The following is a 17,033-nucleotide window of genomic DNA, read 5'->3' as shown; positions in this document are numbered from 1 at the left end:
AGATTGCCGAACGCTGGTTGGTGTGGGCGGGCATGGTTCTGCTGGGCGCCATCGCCCTGGCAGGGCTGGTGGTCGCCGTCTATGCGGCGTGGCTGTTCCACGACCTGCCCGATGCGTCGGATCTGGCCGACTATCGCCCGCCGACCGCGACGCGGGTTTACGCCGGCGACGGCACCCTGATCGGCGAGTTCTCGGACGAACGGCGAATCTATGTGTCCTACGACCAGATTCCGACGCCGGTGATCCACGCCTTCCTGGCGGCCGAGGATCGCAACTTCTTCCAGCATGGCGGCATCGACGTGGGCGGCATCGGCCGTGCGTCGCTGAAGAACGTCTTCAACCTGGCGCAGGGGCGGCGGCTGGAGGGCGGTTCGACCATCACCCAGCAGGTGGCCAAGAACGTTCTGCTGACCAACGAATCCAGCCTGAACCGCAAGCTGAAGGAAGCCATCCTGGCCAATCGCCTGGAGGCGACCCTGTCCAAGGAGCAGATCCTGGAACTGTATCTGAACGAGATCTTCCTGGGTTATCGTTCGTTCGGCATCGCCTCGGCGGCCTACAACTATTTCGGCAAGTCGCTGGCGCAGTTGACGCCTGACGAAGCGGCCTTCCTGGCGTCCCTGCCCAAGGGACCGAACAACTACCATCCCAAACGCCACCCCGGCGCAGCCAAGGGCCGGCGCGACTGGGTGTTGGGCGAGATGGAGCAGAGCGGCTGGCTGACCCCTCAACAGCTGGCCGAGGCGCGCGCCAAGCCGCTGGTCACGCGCGACGCCCCGCAGCGTTCGGACTACAAGGACGCGGACTTCTTCGTGGAGGAAGCGCGTCGTCAGGCGGCGGCCAATCCCCAGTTCGGCGAACAGCTTCGCGCGGGCGGCTTCTATATGCGCACCACGCTGGACCCCACGCTGCAGACGGCGGCGCGGCGCGCCCTGATGCAGGGACTGGAAAACTACGACCGGCGTCACGGCTGGCGCGGCGGCTGGGGCACGACCGAATTCGAGGAGGGCTGGCAGGCCGAGGCCCTGCGCGGCCAGATCCCGCCCGAGCGCCGCAGCTGGGAAGCCGCCGCCATCGAGAGCGTCAGCGGCGGTACCGTGCGTATCCGCACCGCCAAGACCGACAAGGCCGGAACCCTGCTGGCCGCCGACGTCGCCTGGGCCAACGCCAATCGCCCGCTGAAACGCGGCGAACTGGTCTTTGTCGAGCCCAAGGGCGGGCAATACGCCCTGAAACAGGTGCCGCGCGTCAACGGCGCCCTGGTGGCCATCGAGCCCCAGTCGGGCCGGGTGCTGGCCATGGTCGGGGGCTATTCCTACGCCTTGTCGAGCTTCAACCGTGCGACCCAGGCCAAGCGCCAGCCGGGATCGGCGTTCAAGCCCTTCGTCTATGCGACCGCGCTGGAAGGCGACTTCACCCCGGCCTCCATCGTGCTGGACGCGCCGATCAGCTTCGCCGGCGGGGCCAATGGCCAACGCTGGACGCCCGAGAACTACAGCCGCCAGTATTATGGCCCGCAGACGCTGCGGCGCGGGCTGGAGCTGTCGCGCAACGTGATGACGGTGCGCCTGGCCCAGTCGGTCGGCATGAAGAAGATCGTCGAGCAGGCGGACCGCATGGGCCTGCCGGGCATGACGCCCAATCTGTCCGTCTCGCTGGGCGCGGGCGAGGTGACGCCGCTGGATATCACCGCCGCCTATTCCGCCTTCGCCAACGGCGGGCGGCGCGTGACGCCCTATCTGATCGACTATGTGCAGGACCGCGACGGCGAGACCATCTTCCGCGCCGACGGACGCAGCTGCCGTGAATGCGGCCGTGGCTTCTCGGGTCAGGAATCGCCGCGCCTGCAGCAGCGCGGGACCCAGGTCATCGACCCGATCACCGCCTATCAGATGAGCTCGATGCTGGAAGGCGTCGTCCAGCGCGGCACCGCCGCCAGCGCGCGCGGCCTGGGGCCGTGGGTCGCCGGCAAGACCGGCACGACCAACGAATACCGCTCGGCCTGGTTCGTCGGCTTCACCACCGACATCGTGGTGGGGGTTTTCATCGGCTTCGACGACAACCGTTCGCTGGGTTCGGGCGAGGCGGGGGCGTCGGCGGCCGTGCCGGTGTTCACCGACTTCATGCAGACGGCGCTGAAGGAACGTCCGGCCCGTCCGTTCGTGCGGCCCAAGAACGCCATCTTCCGCACCGTGAACGGCATCGAGGAAGCCTTCCGTCCCGGCACCGAGCGTCAGGCCCCGCCGCCCGCGCCGACCGGACCGGCCCAGCCCGTCGGACCCCAGAACTATTATGAGGTCATCCGCCGCGAGCAGGAGGCCGCCAGCGGCGCCCCCGCATCCGCGCCCACGACGGCGGCCCCGCCGCCGCCGAAGAAGGCGCCGGCCGAGGACTTGAGCGGATTGTACTGAGGCTCTAGGTAGGCCCATCGAACGGCGCGTCCTCGTGGCGCGCCGTTTTCCTTTCATCCGCCCCGTTCGAGGGCGTTGTATCGCCGGAGATTGCGATGAGACCGGATGTCGAGGCCATGAAGGCCGACATCGAGCAGAGCGTCGCTCTGCTCAGGAGGCGTCTTTGACTGGGATGTCGCTCTAAGAAAGCTCGATGAGCTGAACGCGCGGGTCGAGGACCCGACGCTGTGGGACAAGCCCGATCAGGCCCAGGCCGTCAGCCGCGAACGCTCGCAGTTGGAAGGCAAGATCAACACCGTCAAGGCGATGGAGCAGGACCTGGAAGACGGGGTCATGCTGGCCGAGATGGCGGACGAGGAAGGCGACGAGGGCGCGCTGGAAGATGCGCGCGCGTCGCTGCGGGGCATCAAGGAGCGGGCCGCGCGCGCCGAGCTGGAAGCCCTGCTGTCCGGCGAGGCCGACGGCAATGACGCCTATCTGGAAGTGAACTCCGGCGCGGGTGGGACCGAGTCGAACGACTGGGCCGGGATGCTGTTGCGGATGTATTCGCGCTGGGCCAAGGCGCACGGCTATGAGGTCACCATCGAGGCCCATGAAGAGGGCGAACAGGCGGGGGTCAAGTCGGCCACCATCCTGATCGAGGGACCGAACGCCTATGGCTGGCTGAAGTCGGAATCGGGCGTTCACCGTCTGGTCCGCATCAGCCCCTATGACGCGGCGGCCAAGCGCCACACCAGCTTCGCCTCCATCGGGGTGTCGCCGGTCGTGGACGACGCCATCGAGATCGACATCAACCCCTCGGACGTGCGCACCGACACCTATCGCGCGTCCGGCGCGGGCGGGCAGCACATCAACAAGACCGACTCGGCGGTGCGTCTGACCCACACCCCGACCAATACGGTCGTGGCCTGTCAGGCGGGACGGTCGCAGCACCAGAACCGGGAAATGGCCTGGAAGATGCTGCGGGCGCGCCTGTATGAGCTGGAGCTGCAGAAGCGCGAGGCCGTGGCCCAGGCGCTGGCCGACGCCAAGACCGACATCGGCTGGGGCCACCAGATCCGGTCCTATGTCCTGCAGCCGTATCAGATGGTGAAGGACCTGCGGACCGAGGTGGAGACGTCCGACACCCAGGGCGTGCTGGACGGCGACCTGGATCAGTTCATGGGCGCGGCCCTGGCGGCCCGGGTCGGCGAGACGCGCGGGTCCAGCGTGGACTAGGCCCAGCATCCATCGTCATTCCGGGGCTGAGCGCAGCGAAGAACCCGGAAGCCAGGGGCCCCGTCGCGGCGTCAACCGCATCGAGCGCTGGGGATGTCTCCCTGGGTTCCGGGTTCGTCCTTCGGACGCCCCCGGAACGACGATTGTGCTGAATGGATTCAGGCCGGGGTCTTGGCGTCCGGCTTGTCCGCCTTGTCGGGCTTGGGCGCGGGGGCTTCCAGCATGGCGGCGCCGGGGGTGTCGCGCTTGGCCTGGTTGCAGCGGCCCTGGAACCAGGCGCCCTGGTCGATGGCCAACTGCTCCTGGGTGATGTCGCCCTCGACGCGGGCGGTGGCGTACAGCTTGACCTGTTTGGCCACAATGGCGCCCGAGACGCGGCCGCGCACGTCCAGAACATCGGCATGGACGGTGCCCTCGACCGAGCCGCCTTCGCCGATGACCACGCGCGAGACCCGCACGTCGCCCTTCAGCGAGCCGTCGACCTGAAGCTCGCCGGCGCCGGAGATGTTGCCTTCGTATTTCACGCCCGCCGACAGGGTGGACAGGTTGCTGGACCGGGGCGCAGGGCGCGACGGTTCCGGCGCGCGTGGAGCGGCGGCGGCCGTCAGGGGCGATGGCGCGGGCGCGGGCGCCGGCGTCGGTTCAGGCGCCGGGGGGATGCCCAGCCCCTGCGATCCGTGGTCGTGGGATTTGCTCTTGGTGAACATGGTGCGCTCCGCATCTGCCAGCCAAGGCCGGCCAAGCCCCTATAGCCCTCAGGGCGCACTAGGCCGGGACGGGCGGCCCAGGTCAAGCACGGGTTCCGAACCGTGCTCGCCGATCACAAAACCTTCACCGCCTCCAGCACGGCGGCGGCATGGTCGGCGACCTTGACCTTGCGCCAGACGCGGGCGATCCGACCCTCGGCGTCGATCAGGAAGGTGGCGCGCTCGATGCCCATATATTCGCGACCGTAGAGCGTCTTCTGGACCCAGATGCCCCAGGCCTCGCAGGCGGCGCCGTCCTCGTCGGAGGCCAGGACGACGGCGAGGTCGTATTTGGCCTTGAAGCGATCGTGCTTCTTCACCGTGTCCCTGGACACGCCGATGACGGGGACGCCCAGGGCGGCGAAGTCAGGGGCCAGGGCGGTGAAGTCCTGAGCTTCTCGCGTGCAGCCGGTCGTGTCGTCCTTGGGATAGAAATAGACCACGGCGGGCCTGCCCCGCAGGGCGGCGAGCGAGACGCGGCCGCCGTTGTCGGCGGGCAGGTCGAGGGCGGGGGCGGGATCGTTGACTTCAGGCATCAGGCATCTCCTCGTTTCCGCTCATCCCCGCGAAGGCGGGGACCCAGTCCTTTGCATCCTTCAACTCGCCAAGACGAAGATGATCGTAAAGATCGAGCCAGTCAGGATTCCGCTTCTCGATCATCTGAAGTTTCCAGAGCCGGTTCCACTTCTTGATCTGTCTCTCGCGACGGAAGGCGGCGTCACGAGTTTCGTGCAGTTCGTACCAGACCAGCAGTTGGACGTCGTACTGCGCCGTAAAGCCAGGGAAGGTCTTGTTTCTGTGCTGCGTCACCCGTTGGATCAGATCGTCGGTCGAACCCGTGTAGAGGGTTCCGTTTCGACGGCTGGCCACGATGTAGGTGAAGAAAGCCACCCTTTGACACCTTCTGGGTCCCCGCCTTCGCGGGGATGAGCGGATTAGAGGGGTTTGATGAGCACGATCTTCTTCTTGCCCGCGCTCAGCTTGATGACGCCGTCCCTGGCGTCGGCCTCGGTCAGCAGCTGGGCGCCGTCGGACACCGGAGCGTCGTTCAGGCGCAAGCCGCCGCCCTGGGCCAGGCGACGGGCCTCGCCGTTGGAGGCGGTCAGGCCGGCCTTGGTCACGACGGCGGCGATCATGGCGCCGTAAACCTCCGAAACGGGCAGTTCGATGGTCGGCAGGTCGGCGGAAACCTGACCCTTTTCGAAGGTGGTTTCGGCGGCGGCGCGGGCGGTCGCCGCGGCCTCGGCGCCGTGCAGCAGGGTGGTGGCGGCGTCGGCCAGGGCCTTTTTGGCGTCGTTGATCCGGGCGCCTTCCAGCGCTTCGAACCCGGCGATCTCCTCCATCGACAGATCGGTGAACAGACGCATGAAGCGCGCCACGTCCGCGTCCTCGGCGTTGCGCCAGAACTGCCAGTATTCATAGGGGCTGAGCAGGTCGGCGTTCAGCCAGACCGCGCCGCCCACGGTCTTGCCCATCTTCTGGCCGGACGCGGTGGACAGAAGGGTCGTGGTCAGGCCGAAGGCGGCCTTCTGGTCCACCTTGCGGGTCAGTTCGACGCCGTTGATGATGTTGCCCCACTGGTCCGATCCGCCCATCTGCAGCTGGCAGCCGTAACGGCGGTTCAGCTCCAGGAAGTCGGTGGCCTGCATCAGCATGTAGTTGAATTCGAGGAAGGTCAGCGGCTGCTCGCGATCCAGGCGCAGCTTGACCGAATCGAAGCTCAGCATCCGGTTGATGGTGAAATGCGTGCCGTAGTCGCGCAGGAACTGAAGATAGCCCAGCTTTGACAGCCATTCGTCGTTGTCGACCATGATGGCGTCGGACGGCCCGTCGCCGAAGGTCAGGAACTTCTCGAACACGCCTTTGATGCCGGCGATGTTCTCGGCGATCTTCTCTTCCGTCAGCAGTGGGCGCTGGGTGTCCTTGAACGAGGGGTCGCCGACCTTGGTCGTGCCGCCGCCCATCAGGACGATGGGCTTGTGACCCGCCTGCTGAAGACGACGCAGCAGCATGATCTGGATCAGGTGGCCGACATGCAGCGACGCCGCCGTGGCGTCAAAGCCGATATAGCCGGTGACCACGCCGTTCGTCGCCGCCTCGTCCAGCTCGGCCGGATGGGTGATCTGATTGATGTAGCCTCGCGCCTGCATGGTGCGGAGGAAGTCGGATTTGAATGCGTGTTCGGTCATGGCGAAGCTCCGTTAGCAAAGATGCCGACGGGCGTCTTCCCTTTGGTGAGCTGAAGAGGGGGGAGGGGCGGTTCAGACGCTCGGGCGAAAAAACACCGTCTGAATCGTCTGAAATGTCTGAAATCGGACTGGGGCGAAATTGCACTGCACCCGCGAAAACAGTGCAATATGCAATTGAGTGCAATTCGGCGGCTTCTCTCGAACGGGCTGGGGCGGCCATTATAGACCGGCCTCGGGTCGTGGGCGCCAAACACCGGGGCGGGCGGCGCAAACCCTTACCGGACAAGGGATTGGCGCCAAGAAATAGGACGGTTGTCGCCCCGGGCGCGTTGACCGGCGCCCCGCGTGCGATACGAAAGGGGGATGCGGCTGCCCCTGATCCCCCATCCGACATCGCGCCACGACGGCCTGACCCTGGAGGTCGAGGCGCGGCGGCAGGGCGATCGGCTCAGTCTGGATTATGCGCTGTCGGGGCCGGTGGAGACGGTGCTGTGGCCGCAAGACGCGGCGCGGGTGCGGACCGACGACCTGTGGCGCGCGACCTGTTTCGAGGCGTTCGCGGCGACGCCGGACGGCTATGTCGAATACAATCTGTCGCCGTCGGGGGCGTGGGCTGCCTATCGATTCGAAGGCTATCGGCACGGGATGCGCGCCTTCGACATGACTGCGCCCTTCATCGTGACGCGCCGGGCGCCGGGACAGTTCGCGCTGACGGCGGACGTGACCCTGCCGGACGGAGCGACGGGGGTGATCGGCCTGACCGCCGTGATCCAAGGGATGAACGGTTCTGTCGGATACTGGGCGCTGGCGCATCCTTCGGATAAGCCGGACTTTCATCATCCCGACTCCTTCGCGCTGGAACTGCCATGAACTTCGGCCTCGACCGCCTGCTGTCCGATGCTGCGCTCAGGGCGCCGTTGAAGGGGCGGCGCGTGGCGCTGCTGGCGCATCCGGCCTCGGTGACGCGCGACCTGACCCATGCGGTGGATGCGCTGGCCGCCTGTCCCGAGATCACCCTCAGCGCCGCGTTCGGGCCGCAGCACGGGATGAAGGGCGACCTGCAGGACAATATGATGGAGAGCCCGGATTACCGCGATCCGGTGCACGGCATCCCGGTCTTCAGCCTGTACGGCCAGGTGCGGCGGCCCAGGGACGAATGGATGGAGACGTTCGACGTCATCCTGATCGACCTGCAGGACCTGGGGTGCCGCATCTACACCTATGTGACGACGCTGCTCTATGTGCTGGAGGCGGCGGCGAAACACGGCAAGGCGGTGTGGGTGCTGGATCGGCCCAATCCGGCGGGGCGGCCGGTCGAGGGGCTGATGCTGCGATCCGGATACGAGAGCTTCGTCGGGGCCGGGCCGATGCCGATGCGGCATGGGATGACGATGGGCGAACTGGGCCTGTGGTTCATCGACCACTTTAAGCTGGACGTCGAATATCGGGTGATCGAGATGCAGGGCTGGGCGCCGGAGGAGGGGCCGGGCTTCGGCTGGCCCCTGGGCGAACGGTCGTGGGTCAACCCCAGCCCCAATGCGCCGAACCTGTCGATGGCGCGGGCCTATGCGGGCACGGTGATGCTGGAGGGGGCGACCCTGTCGGAAGGGCGGGGAACGACCCGGCCTCTGGAGCTGTTCGGGGCGCCGGATATCGACGCGCGGGCGATGATCGCCGAGATGCAGGGGCTGGCGCCCGACTGGCTGGCGGGCTGCGTGCTGCGGCCCATGTGGTTCGAGCCGACCTTCCACAAACACGTCGGGACACTGTGCAGCGGGGTGCAGATCCACGTCGATGATCCCGCCTATGACCATGCGACGTTTAGGCCGTGGCGCGTGCAGGCGCTGGGGTTCAAGGCGATCCGGCGGCTATATCCCGACTACGACCTATGGCGCGATTTTCCGTATGAGTATGCGTTCGGCAAACTGCCCATAGACGTGATAAACGGTGGGCCGGGCTTGCGCGAATGGGTGGACGACGCGGATGCGGCGCCGTTCGATCTGGACGCTGTGACACGGCCCGACGAGACGGCGTGGGAAGAGACGCGGCGGCCGTTCCTGCTGTACTGAAGGTCGCCCAAACTTCGCCACGAAGGCGCGATGATGTCTCCTGTCGGTTGTGGGGGTGTTATGATCGGATTGATTGTGATGGCGGCGCTGATGGCCCAGCAGCCGTCAGCCGAGTTGAGCGCCGAGGCCAGAGCCTTGGTTGCGCCTGTCGCCGAGGCTATCGCGGCCGAAAAGGCGCGGCAGGCCGCTTTGCCGCCGCCGACCTCCGATCGCGAGCGCCTTGAACGCATGGGCGCGCTGGACCAAGTCGGCAGGCGCGCCTTCACGGTTCTGGATTTCAGCGTCCTGCCTGCTGGCGAACGACACTCCGCCGAAGCCTTGGCCTGGGAATCCATGGGGGCCGTCGATAAGGCTTTGCTGGACGAACTGCTTACTATGGTTCCGCCGGAGGGGTGGTTCAAGAAATCGGTCTATGGCCAGCAGGCCGCCGGGGCCGCATTCCTGATCATTCAGCATTCCGATCTGGAGAACTGGCGACGATTTGTTCCAGTGCTGGAACCGCTTGTCGCGCAAGGGGAGGTCGATGGTCAGAGCTACGGCCTGATGTACGACCGTCTGGCGATCAATGAAGGTCGTCAACAGCGCTACGGCACTCAGATGACTTGCAAGGAGGGACGCTGGGTCGTGGACAATCTGGAAGACCCCGAACATGTCGACGAGAGACGCAAGGCCATGAATTTCCCAAGCACGATGGCCGAGTATGAGGCGCATTTCCGCACATATCCGCCCTGTACCTAAGGTGACAATTATCTATAACCAAAATCTATTGTGCATCTGCAAATAAGTGATTGGGTTTATGTGTTGCGGTGCGGTATGAGTCGGCTCTCCCAACCCCCCAGCCGATGGATTTCACATGGCCCTCATCAACACGACGATCAAACCCTTCGCGGCGACCGCCTACAAGGAAGGCAAGTTCGTCGACATCACGGACGCCGACGTAAAGGGCAAATGGGCCATCTTCTTCTTCTATCCGGCCGACTTCACCTTCGTCTGCCCGACCGAGTTGGAAGACCTGGCTGACTCCTATTCGACGCTGCAGGGCCTGGGCGTCGAGGTCTTCTCGGTCTCGACCGACACCCACTTCAGCCACAAGGCCTGGCACGACACCTCGCCCGCCATCGGCAAGATCAACTACTACATGGTCGGCGACCAGTCGGGCGTGATCACCAACAACTTCGACGTCATGCGTCCGGGCGTGGGCCTGGCCGACCGCGCGACCTTCCTGGTCGACCCGGAAGGCGTGATCCAGTTCATGGAGATCACGTCGGAAGGCGTGGGCCGCAACGCCGCGGAACTGCTGCGCAAGGTCAAGGCCGCCCAATACGTCGCCGCCCACCCCGGTGAAGTCTGCCCGGCCAAGTGGGAAGAAGGCGAAGCCACCCTGGCGCCGTCGCTCGACCTCGTCGGCAAGATCTAAGTCTCTGTTTCCCTTCGGGTCCGGCCTCGGCCGGGCCTGAGCCATCGGCGGGGGCGCGTAGCGTTTCCTGGCCCCCGCCGGTTCTGGCGCCTCGTCGGCGCACCCAGATTTTTCGCGCAGATCGCCTCGCCCGGACGCCGGGCTGGCAGGCGACGCGCCGCACCTTTTGAGGAGAAACCCATGCTGGACGCCAATCTGAAAACTCAGCTCGAGGGCTACCTCAAGAACATCGTCCATCCCGTCGAACTGGTCGCCTCGCTGGGCGCCGGGCCGAAATCGCAGGAGCTGAAGGCCCTGCTGGAGGACATCGTCTCGGTCTCGCACGGCAAGGTCGAGATGGGCCGCGACTATGACGACGAACGCCAGCCCAGCTTCCTGATCCGCAGGAAGGGCACGGACATCGGCGTGCGGTTCGCGGGCATTCCGCTGGGCCACGAGTTCACGTCTCTGGTGCTGGCCCTGCTGCACGTCGGCGGCCATCCGTCCAAGGCGGCGCAGGATGTGATCCAGCAGATCAAGGACCTGGACGGCGACTATCTGTTCGAAACCTATTTCTCTCTGTCCTGCCAGAACTGCCCCGACGTGGTGCAGGCCCTGAACCTGATGAGCGTGATCAATCCGCGCATCAAACACGTCGCCATCGAAGGCGGCCTGTTCAAGGACGAGGTGGACGAGCGCAAGATCATGGCCGTGCCGACCGTCTTCCTGAACGGCGAGTTGTTCGGTCAGGGGCGGATGGAGCTGGAGCAGATCGTCGCCAAGATCGACACCGGCGCCGAGGCCAAGGCCGCCGAGAAGATCAAGGCCAAGGACCCGTTCGACGTGCTGGTCGTCGGCGGCGGTCCGGCCGGGGCGGCGGCGGCCATCTACACCGCCCGCAAGGGCATCCGCACCGGCGTCGTCGCCGAGCGGTTCGGCGGTCAGGTGCTGGACACCATGGCCATCGAGAACTTCATCTCGGTGCCCCATACCGAAGGGCCGAAACTGGCCGTCCATCTGGAGCAGCACGTCCGCGAATACGAAGTGGACATCATGAACCTGAACAAGGCGGCGAAACTGATCCCGGCCAAGGTTCCGGGCGGTCTGCACGAGGTGGTGCTGGAGAACGGCGCGTCGCTGAAGTCGCGCACGGTGATCCTGTCAACCGGCGCCCGCTGGCGCCAGATGAACGTGCCGGGCGAGGACCAGTATCGCAACAAGGGCGTGGCCTATTGCCCGCACTGCGACGGGCCGCTGTTCAAGGGCAAGCGGGTGGCGGTGATCGGCGGCGGCAACTCGGGCGTCGAGGCGGCCATCGATCTGGCGGGCATCGTCGCCCATGTGACCCTGATCGAATACGACAGCGAACTGCGGGCCGATGCGGTGCTGCAGAGGAAGCTGGCGACCCTGCCGAACGTGCGGATCGTCACCTCGGCCCTGACGACCCAGGTTCACGGCGACGGCGAGAAGGTGACGGGCCTGTCCTACAAGGACCGCAACTCCGACGCCCAGCATGACGTCGATCTGGAAGGGATCTTCGTGCAGATCGGCCTGGTGCCCAACACCGAATGGCTGCACGGGGCGGTGGCCCTGACCCCGCGCGGCGAGATCGAGGTCGATCATCGCGGCGAGACCACCCAGCCGGGCGTCTTCGCCGCCGGCGACGTGACGACCGTGCCCTACAAGCAGATCGTCATCGCCATGGGCGAAGGCTCCAAGGCGGGGCTGTCGGCCTTCGACTACATGATCCGCACCGAACCGGCCGTTGAGGCCGTTGTGGCGGCTTAAGGCCGACAGCCGGTTCGTGCACACGCTTCTGCAACGGCGCCATCAGGCGGCGAGTGTTTCGTGTCATGACAAGCAAACGCCAGGGTTGGGCAGGTCGGAGGCGAACGACCGGGCGGCCCTGCGTTTCAACCCTACTGACTGCCCGCTCGCGGCCTGTAGGCGCATCTGAGATCGGCGGCGCGGCCTGATGGATTTCAGGCCAGCCCCTCCTGGCTGAGAGCCTGTTTCACCGCGCGACGGTCCAGCACCTTGTTCATCAGCCGCGCCCAGTTCGGCCAGCTTGCGTCGCTCTCAAGACCGATCCGTCGGCCCCAAAGCCAGAACACGAGAAGATAGGAATCGACGACCGTATATTGGCCGGGCACGGCCCAGTCGCGCCCATCGGACAGGATGTGTTCGATATGATCGCAAGCGCTGCGGATGTTCTCAGTTCCCTTGGCCTTCACGGCCTCATATAGCGCCGGATCAGGTACGAACCGATGCGGACGCCAGAGCTGGCCATAGCCGATGCCGTGCAGATCGATCGAAATCCAACTCAGCCATTCCAGGCACCGCGCTTCGCCGGTCGGATCCACTGGCATCAGTTTTGCCTCGGGATAGCTGCGGGCGAGAAACAGCAGGATAGCGACCGCTTCGGTCAGCAGGCCGGGCGCCCCTTCGGTCCCGCCGGCGACGCCTGTCAGCGCGGGCACCCGGCCTTTCGGGTTGAGCGTCAGATAGTCCGCCGTCGTTGTGCCTTCCCCGTTTTTCGCCGATCGAACCTCAGCCTCGTACGGCTCGCCAATCTCCTCCAGCACGATGTGGACCGCGAGCGAGCAGGCCCCGGGCGAATAATAGAGACGATGCATGGCGATCTTCCGTTTACGGATCGATGACGTGACAGGCGACTTCTGTTCGATGGCGCAGTCGCGTCGTGCTTCTGCACCGGGACGCCAGCCCGCCATATGGACAACGCTGACGAGGCCGCCGCGCAGTTGATCGCCGACTGACGCTTACAACCCGCCGATTATAGCCGAACCGCTTGCGGGCGATAAGGCGTGGATCATCGCGATCTCGCCGGGCTGATGACCTGTGTCGCTGTCGGTATTCAAGAGGTCCAGCAAATCAGGACCGGATGGCGGAGAGGGTGGGACTCTTTGTTGTGTCGCGCTCAACCAGTTGGATAGAAATAACTAGTTGACGAAAAACGTTTCATTGCGTCAGACCGCTGCACAAACTGCGACACAACGGTCTATTCAATGGCACGCGCTCCCGCTCATATCACTCGCCGCTCTGGGGTCTACATCTATCGGCGACGTGTGCCTGATGACGTCCGGGACAGCGCGTTCTTCGGCGGCAAAAGTCATTATCAGGTGTCCTTGCGAACCAATGATTTGAATGAAGCCAAAGGCCGGGCCTTGCCGCTAGGGATCAGGTTTGACGCCGAGGTCGCAAACCTTCGTGCGGGGTCGATCAAAGCGCCGATCCTGGCGTCTAGTGAACAGCGCATCCTTACCGAAGAAGCACTAGAGTCGATCCAAGGTAAGTGGTGGTCCAGCACCATTCGAAGGGATCGAGAGAAGCGTTCAATGGCGGACGTGGACCCGGGGGGCGAATGGGCTGATCGGATGGCGTCTGATGACGATCATCTGCATTTCGATGTTGCCCGGCTTATGGATCCAGCGAAAGGACGGGAGGCCCTCCTCCAAATGAAGGCCCATCTCAAAGTGGAGTGGGCCGACTTCATCGCAGTGGATGCGCGTCGATGGGGGGCGAGTCCCGGGTCTAGCGATTACAGGCGGATTGAAGAAGCAATCGTGGATGCGCAGATTGACGCGCTGAAGTCGATACATCTTGCGTGGTTGGGACAGGAAGCTGAACCCACCAGCCAAAGGGTCCAGCGCGGATTGAGCAGGAATCTCAAACCTCAATCGAGCTGGACGCTAAAGCAGTTGGCGCTACACGTGCTTGAGGTCCAGCCGAAGGGTGACTCATGGCGTCACAAGGTTATCGAACAAGTGGTTCCCCTTTTTGTCAGCCACCTCGGCGAGCCGCGACCGATCTCGGGTATCTCATCCTCAGACGTGCGTTCCTTCCTAGAGGCGATGAGCCAGTGCCCGACGAATGCAACGCAGCGCTTCCCTAAGCGGTCCCTAGCTGAGGCAATCCAGCTCAACCGCGCTAGGCTCAAGCCTTATCCGACTGTGTCGGCTAACACGATCCGTGACACACACTTCGCTGTTCTTCGAGCACTATTCGGCTACGCGGTTTCACAAGAATGGCTGGCAGCGTCGCCTGCGGAGCGCATCAAGGTGGCCGGGGCAACAAAAAAGGGGGGGAGTCGCCCGTCGTTTAAGATGGACGAACTGCAGGCTCTATTCGCTATGCCGGTTTTCACTGGCTGCAAGTCCGATGCGCAGTTTGGAACCCCAGGGGGCGTTCTACTCGACGATCATCGCTACTGGACGCCCCTACTAATGCTATTCACAGGGGCTCGCCCTAGCGAGCTGGGACAGCTGGCGGTGGCTGACATCAAGCTGAGCGGATCGACGCCCTACATAAGCATACTCACCGAATACGACCCTGATGACCCAGAGGACAGGTCGTTCTACCTCACATGCAAGACGCCTAATGCCCGCCGGGAAGTGCCACTTCACCCTGCGCTTATGGAGTTAGGGTTCGACCGCTACGTCCGGAAGATGCAAAAGGGTGGTCACGCGAGGCTGTTCCCACAGTGGAAAGCCCCGAGCGACCCGCGCAAGCTCTATTCGGGTGCATCGTGGATCAGGCGATTCAATGAAAAGATCATCAGGGCCTGCACTCAGAGACATCCCAGGCCGACGTTCTACTCGCTCCGGCATACCTTCAAGGTAGCGATGGTGCGACAAGGCATCCATTCAGCGATTCAGAACCAGATTCTCGGACATGCAAATGCGGGAATGGACGCCTATTATTTTGATGCCGTTCCATTGGACGAGTTATACGAGCAGGTCGCTAGAATCACCTACAAGAACCTGGATCTTGGACACCTAGGTCGCCTTCAGGACGGGTAGGCGCATCTCGATCCTCGCCTTTGTCGAACCTGCTACCAGAGGCACCTATAGCCACGAACTGGTCCCAAGGATGGGCCTAGGTGTGATTGCGACAGGTGTCGGTAGACGTGATTCTGGGAATGTTCTACATCAAGAAGTTGTTGGTTTGGGTTTGTGATGACGACGCTGAAAAATAAAGATCAAACAGTTCACTTTCACACATCCAAGTCCATGGATGAGGTTTCTGACGGATCTGCATCGCTTTTTATAACTAGTCCACCATATTGGAATCTAAAAGATTACGGCGATTCCTCTGACGCCATCGGCCATACCGATTATGATACTTATCTTGAAGAACTAAATGAAGTCTGGAGTGAGTGTTATAATAAAGGTTCTGAAACTTCTGTCCTGATAATAAATGTCAACTCAAGGCGCTCAAAGGGAGTGCTTTACCCCATTGCCTTTGACATTGTTTCGAGGATGAAGGGATGGACTTTATGGGACGTGAATATCTGGTATATACCTAATGCGCTGCCCCAGCCGAACTCTTATATGGAGAGGTTGCTCGATAACAAGTTTGAATATATCCTTGTATTCACAAAGGGTGGACATACGAAGTATAACTTCACGAAACCTAGAGTTCCACAAAAGTATGCGTCAGCCGACCCTCGTGCTCATAAAAGAAATATACTCGGTCGTTGCTTGGGTAACATCTTAAGAGTTCCGGCCTATCGTCCACCAAACGTCCGCGCGGGAAACTATCACATTGCCGCGTTCCCGGAAGAGCTAGTCTCGTTCTTCGTTCATAGTTACACGACCGAAAAGCAAATCGTGGTCGATCCTTTTGTTGGTTCAGGAACGACGCTGAAAGTCTGCCGTGTAATGAATCGAGTTGGGATCGGGTTCGAAGTTGAAGAAAAGTTTCAGCAGCTGATTTCATCTCGCATAGAGGAAGAGTGGGAGGTCCCTAACTGGACCAGCATTGACCTCATACACTCGACATCGATGAATACAGGAGCCGCTGCTCCACGAAGGCCAAAGAAGAAGGCGGAAGCTGATCTTTTTCAAGATGGGACCTGAACGTATCCCTCTCCAGCTAGAACCATATCAGCCGTGGAGTGAGCATCAGTAAGTTCGTGAACGTCAGTAGTAGACTTCCACCTTTCAAGGAAGGCTGACTGAGAAGCAATGGTAGCCTTAGGGAGGTAAACTTCCACTTTTCGGCCAATGACCCCAGAAGCAACGACCGCAGCCTTCCAGATCGATTTGAACTGGCAAAACTCGTCAGACCCGTCCAGCACGCCTTCCAAGCCAGCCTTGTTGCTGCGGAAGCCGATGCCGTCGATGAATGCGAGTAAGATGGGTTTCTTCGTGTCTTTGAGAGAGTTGATCCAGGTCCGTGCCTCCATCATTTCGAGGCTATCTTTGGACTCGCCGAACTGACCGATATTGGAGGTGTGGACGGTGGATTTCACCACCATGCGTGGCTTCTCTTTGGAAGGAACGATTAGATCGAATGAAACGCCTCCCAGAATGATATCTGGGCACATTGGGTTGTCGGCCTTTGCCTCTGGAGCAAACGGAAGTTCCAGGTTTCTGAGTAGGGTTGCGAGCCTCGACTCGGCCTCATGACCTGATCGCTTTGCACGTTCCTGTCGGATGTAGCCGGGCCAGGTTGCTTGGTTGAGAGCCTCGGCGGCATCCTCAAACGTCAGCGGCATCCGAGACAGCGGGCCGAGAACTGTCCGCAATCGTGTCACGAGATAGGGGCCTGCTACCACCCAAGCTGGGGAGCCTACGAGGCTCTTATATGAGCTGGGTATCCGTAACGACTTACCGCTAGCTTGGGCGGCGGCTTTCAAATCGCCTGTTATTTTCGACCTTGTCAGCCCGGACAGTTGCAAGATCATCGCCATTGGGTCAGTCGACTTTTTTTCTTTCACCAAAACTCGCTGAAGGTTCGTTGAGGCGATATCGATATCCGGCTCCACCACAGCCGCTGCAACTTTCTCTAGAAGAGCGGCCTCGTTCGAGTCTAGCTCGCGCCGCATGTCGAACTGCATCTGGAACACGTCGCTTGCGTGGTCCCAGACGTTCAGATTGAACTCAGCTTTCTTCTCATGAATCGACATAGCGCGGCCTCGCCAACTGCCCGATCGTCGAGCTTGGCTATGGCTACCCCGTTCGGCGGATTCGGGCCACAAG

At 62.8% G+C, this 17,033-nt stretch carries 15 protein-coding genes; 9 read left to right on the top strand and 6 right to left on the bottom strand.

The features are described 5' to 3' along the window. The first annotated feature begins 32 nt into the window (after nucleotides 1-32). The gene (locus P0Y50_13880) at nucleotides 33-2,411 is read left to right on the top strand and encodes a penicillin-binding protein 1A (GenBank protein WEK41583.1); all 2,379 of its coding nucleotides are present in this window, start codon (nucleotides 33-35) and stop codon (nucleotides 2,409-2,411) included. A gap of 95 nt (nucleotides 2,412-2,506) precedes the next feature. Beyond that, nucleotides 2,507-3,629, top strand: a protein-coding gene (gene prfB / locus P0Y50_13875) for a peptide chain release factor 2 (protein WEK39607.1) whose coding sequence is annotated in 2 segments (ribosomal slippage) — nucleotides 2,507-2,575 and nucleotides 2,577-3,629 — 1,122 coding nt in all. Because the reading frame shifts where the segments join, the coding sequence is not laid out codon by codon here. A gap of 158 nt (nucleotides 3,630-3,787) precedes the next feature. Here prfB and P0Y50_13870 read toward each other — a convergent pair. From P0Y50_13870 to tyrS, 4 genes are all read right to left on the bottom strand, one after another. Further along, nucleotides 3,788-4,336, bottom strand: a complete 549-nt coding sequence (locus tag P0Y50_13870; protein WEK39606.1) for a polymer-forming cytoskeletal protein — start codon at nucleotides 4,334-4,336, stop codon at nucleotides 3,788-3,790. Nucleotides 4,337-4,449: 113 nt separating this feature from the next. After that, nucleotides 4,450-4,911, bottom strand: coding sequence for a peroxiredoxin (locus P0Y50_13865; GenBank protein WEK39605.1), 462 nt, complete (start codon nucleotides 4,909-4,911; stop codon nucleotides 4,450-4,452). Next, nucleotides 4,904-5,266, bottom strand: coding sequence for a GIY-YIG nuclease family protein (locus tag P0Y50_13860; GenBank protein WEK39604.1), 363 nt, complete (start codon nucleotides 5,264-5,266; stop codon nucleotides 4,904-4,906). The genes P0Y50_13865 and P0Y50_13860 overlap by 8 nt, the downstream gene beginning before the upstream one ends. 44 nt (nucleotides 5,267-5,310) lie before the next feature. Further along, a complete protein-coding gene (gene tyrS / locus P0Y50_13855) occupies nucleotides 5,311-6,564 on the bottom strand; it encodes a tyrosine--tRNA ligase (GenBank protein WEK39603.1) in 1,254 nt (417 codons plus the stop codon). A 363-nt stretch (nucleotides 6,565-6,927) separates the two neighbouring features. Here tyrS and P0Y50_13850 point away from each other — a divergent pair, with 363 nt between their 5' ends. The 5 genes from P0Y50_13850 (at nucleotide 6,928) to ahpF (ending at nucleotide 11,817) form a co-directional block, all read left to right on the top strand. Then, nucleotides 6,928-7,434 carry a DOMON-like domain-containing protein gene (locus tag P0Y50_13850; GenBank protein WEK39602.1) on the top strand — a complete coding sequence of 169 codons (507 nt, stop codon included), beginning with the start codon at nucleotides 6,928-6,930 and terminating at the stop codon, nucleotides 7,432-7,434. Next, the gene (locus P0Y50_13845; GenBank protein WEK39601.1) at nucleotides 7,431-8,633 is read left to right on the top strand and encodes a DUF1343 domain-containing protein; all 1,203 of its coding nucleotides are present in this window, start codon (nucleotides 7,431-7,433) and stop codon (nucleotides 8,631-8,633) included. Before P0Y50_13850 ends, P0Y50_13845 begins: the two co-directional genes overlap by 4 nt. Nucleotides 8,634-8,663: 30 nt before the next feature. Next, entirely contained in the window at nucleotides 8,664-9,371 is a 708-nt protein-coding gene (locus P0Y50_13840; GenBank protein ID WEK39600.1) for a hypothetical protein, read from the top strand. Between the two features lie 115 nt (nucleotides 9,372-9,486). Beyond that, nucleotides 9,487-10,050, top strand: coding sequence for an alkyl hydroperoxide reductase subunit C (ahpC, locus tag P0Y50_13835; protein ID WEK39599.1), 564 nt, complete (start codon nucleotides 9,487-9,489; stop codon nucleotides 10,048-10,050). A 180-nt stretch (nucleotides 10,051-10,230) separates the two neighbouring features. Further along, complete coding sequence (gene ahpF, locus P0Y50_13830) at nucleotides 10,231-11,817, top strand: alkyl hydroperoxide reductase subunit F (protein ID WEK39598.1); 1,587 nt, start codon at nucleotides 10,231-10,233, stop codon at nucleotides 11,815-11,817. 194 nt (nucleotides 11,818-12,011) lie between these two features. Here the strand turns inward: ahpF and P0Y50_13825 are convergent, their stop codons facing one another. Next, on the bottom strand, nucleotides 12,012-12,761 hold the full coding sequence (locus P0Y50_13825; GenBank protein WEK39597.1) for a glutathione binding-like protein: 750 nt from the start codon (nucleotides 12,759-12,761) through the stop codon (nucleotides 12,012-12,014). 354 nt (nucleotides 12,762-13,115) lie between these two features. Here P0Y50_13825 and P0Y50_13820 point away from each other — a divergent pair, with 354 nt between their 5' ends. Continuing rightward, entirely contained in the window at nucleotides 13,116-14,849 is a 1,734-nt protein-coding gene (locus P0Y50_13820) for a site-specific integrase (protein ID WEK39596.1), read from the top strand. Between the two features lie 156 nt (nucleotides 14,850-15,005). Then, nucleotides 15,006-15,908 carry a site-specific DNA-methyltransferase gene (locus tag P0Y50_13815; protein ID WEK39595.1) on the top strand — a complete coding sequence of 301 codons (903 nt, stop codon included), beginning with the start codon at nucleotides 15,006-15,008 and terminating at the stop codon, nucleotides 15,906-15,908. Here the strand turns inward: P0Y50_13815 and P0Y50_13810 are convergent. Next, entirely contained in the window at nucleotides 15,893-16,960 is a 1,068-nt protein-coding gene (locus tag P0Y50_13810; protein WEK39594.1) for a hypothetical protein, read from the bottom strand. The two genes, P0Y50_13815 and P0Y50_13810, sit on opposite strands and share 16 nt — an antisense overlap. Nucleotides 16,961-17,033: the final 73 nt, after the last annotated feature.

It is taken from the genome of Candidatus Brevundimonas colombiensis, from assembly GCA_029202665.1.
Lineage (GTDB): Bacteria > Pseudomonadota > Alphaproteobacteria > Caulobacterales > Caulobacteraceae > Brevundimonas > Brevundimonas colombiensis.
This window is presented reverse-complemented; position numbering and strand designations above follow the sequence as displayed.

Coding starts and splice junctions, on each gene's coding strand:
- P0Y50_13825 (WEK39597.1), bottom strand. CDS start 12,761: ATGGCGGGCTGGCGTCCCGGTGCAGAAGCACGACGCGACTGCGCCATC.
- ahpC (WEK39599.1), top strand. CDS start 9,487: ATGGCCCTCATCAACACGACGATCAAACCCTTCGCGGCGACCGCCTAC.
- ahpF (WEK39598.1), top strand. CDS start 10,231: ATGCTGGACGCCAATCTGAAAACTCAGCTCGAGGGCTACCTCAAGAAC.
- P0Y50_13840 (WEK39600.1), top strand. CDS start 8,664: ATGATGTCTCCTGTCGGTTGTGGGGGTGTTATGATCGGATTGATTGTG.
- P0Y50_13810 (WEK39594.1), bottom strand. CDS start 16,960: ATGTCGATTCATGAGAAGAAAGCTGAGTTCAATCTGAACGTCTGGGAC.
- P0Y50_13865 (WEK39605.1), bottom strand. CDS start 4,911: ATGCCTGAAGTCAACGATCCCGCCCCCGCCCTCGACCTGCCCGCCGAC.
- P0Y50_13850 (WEK39602.1), top strand. CDS start 6,928: ATGCGGCTGCCCCTGATCCCCCATCCGACATCGCGCCACGACGGCCTG.
- P0Y50_13880 (WEK41583.1), top strand. CDS start 33: ATGGTTCTGCTGGGCGCCATCGCCCTGGCAGGGCTGGTGGTCGCCGTC.
- P0Y50_13870 (WEK39606.1), bottom strand. CDS start 4,336: ATGTTCACCAAGAGCAAATCCCACGACCACGGATCGCAGGGGCTGGGC.
- tyrS (WEK39603.1), bottom strand. CDS start 6,564: ATGACCGAACACGCATTCAAATCCGACTTCCTCCGCACCATGCAGGCG.
- P0Y50_13815 (WEK39595.1), top strand. CDS start 15,006: ATGACGACGCTGAAAAATAAAGATCAAACAGTTCACTTTCACACATCC.
- P0Y50_13845 (WEK39601.1), top strand. CDS start 7,431: ATGAACTTCGGCCTCGACCGCCTGCTGTCCGATGCTGCGCTCAGGGCG.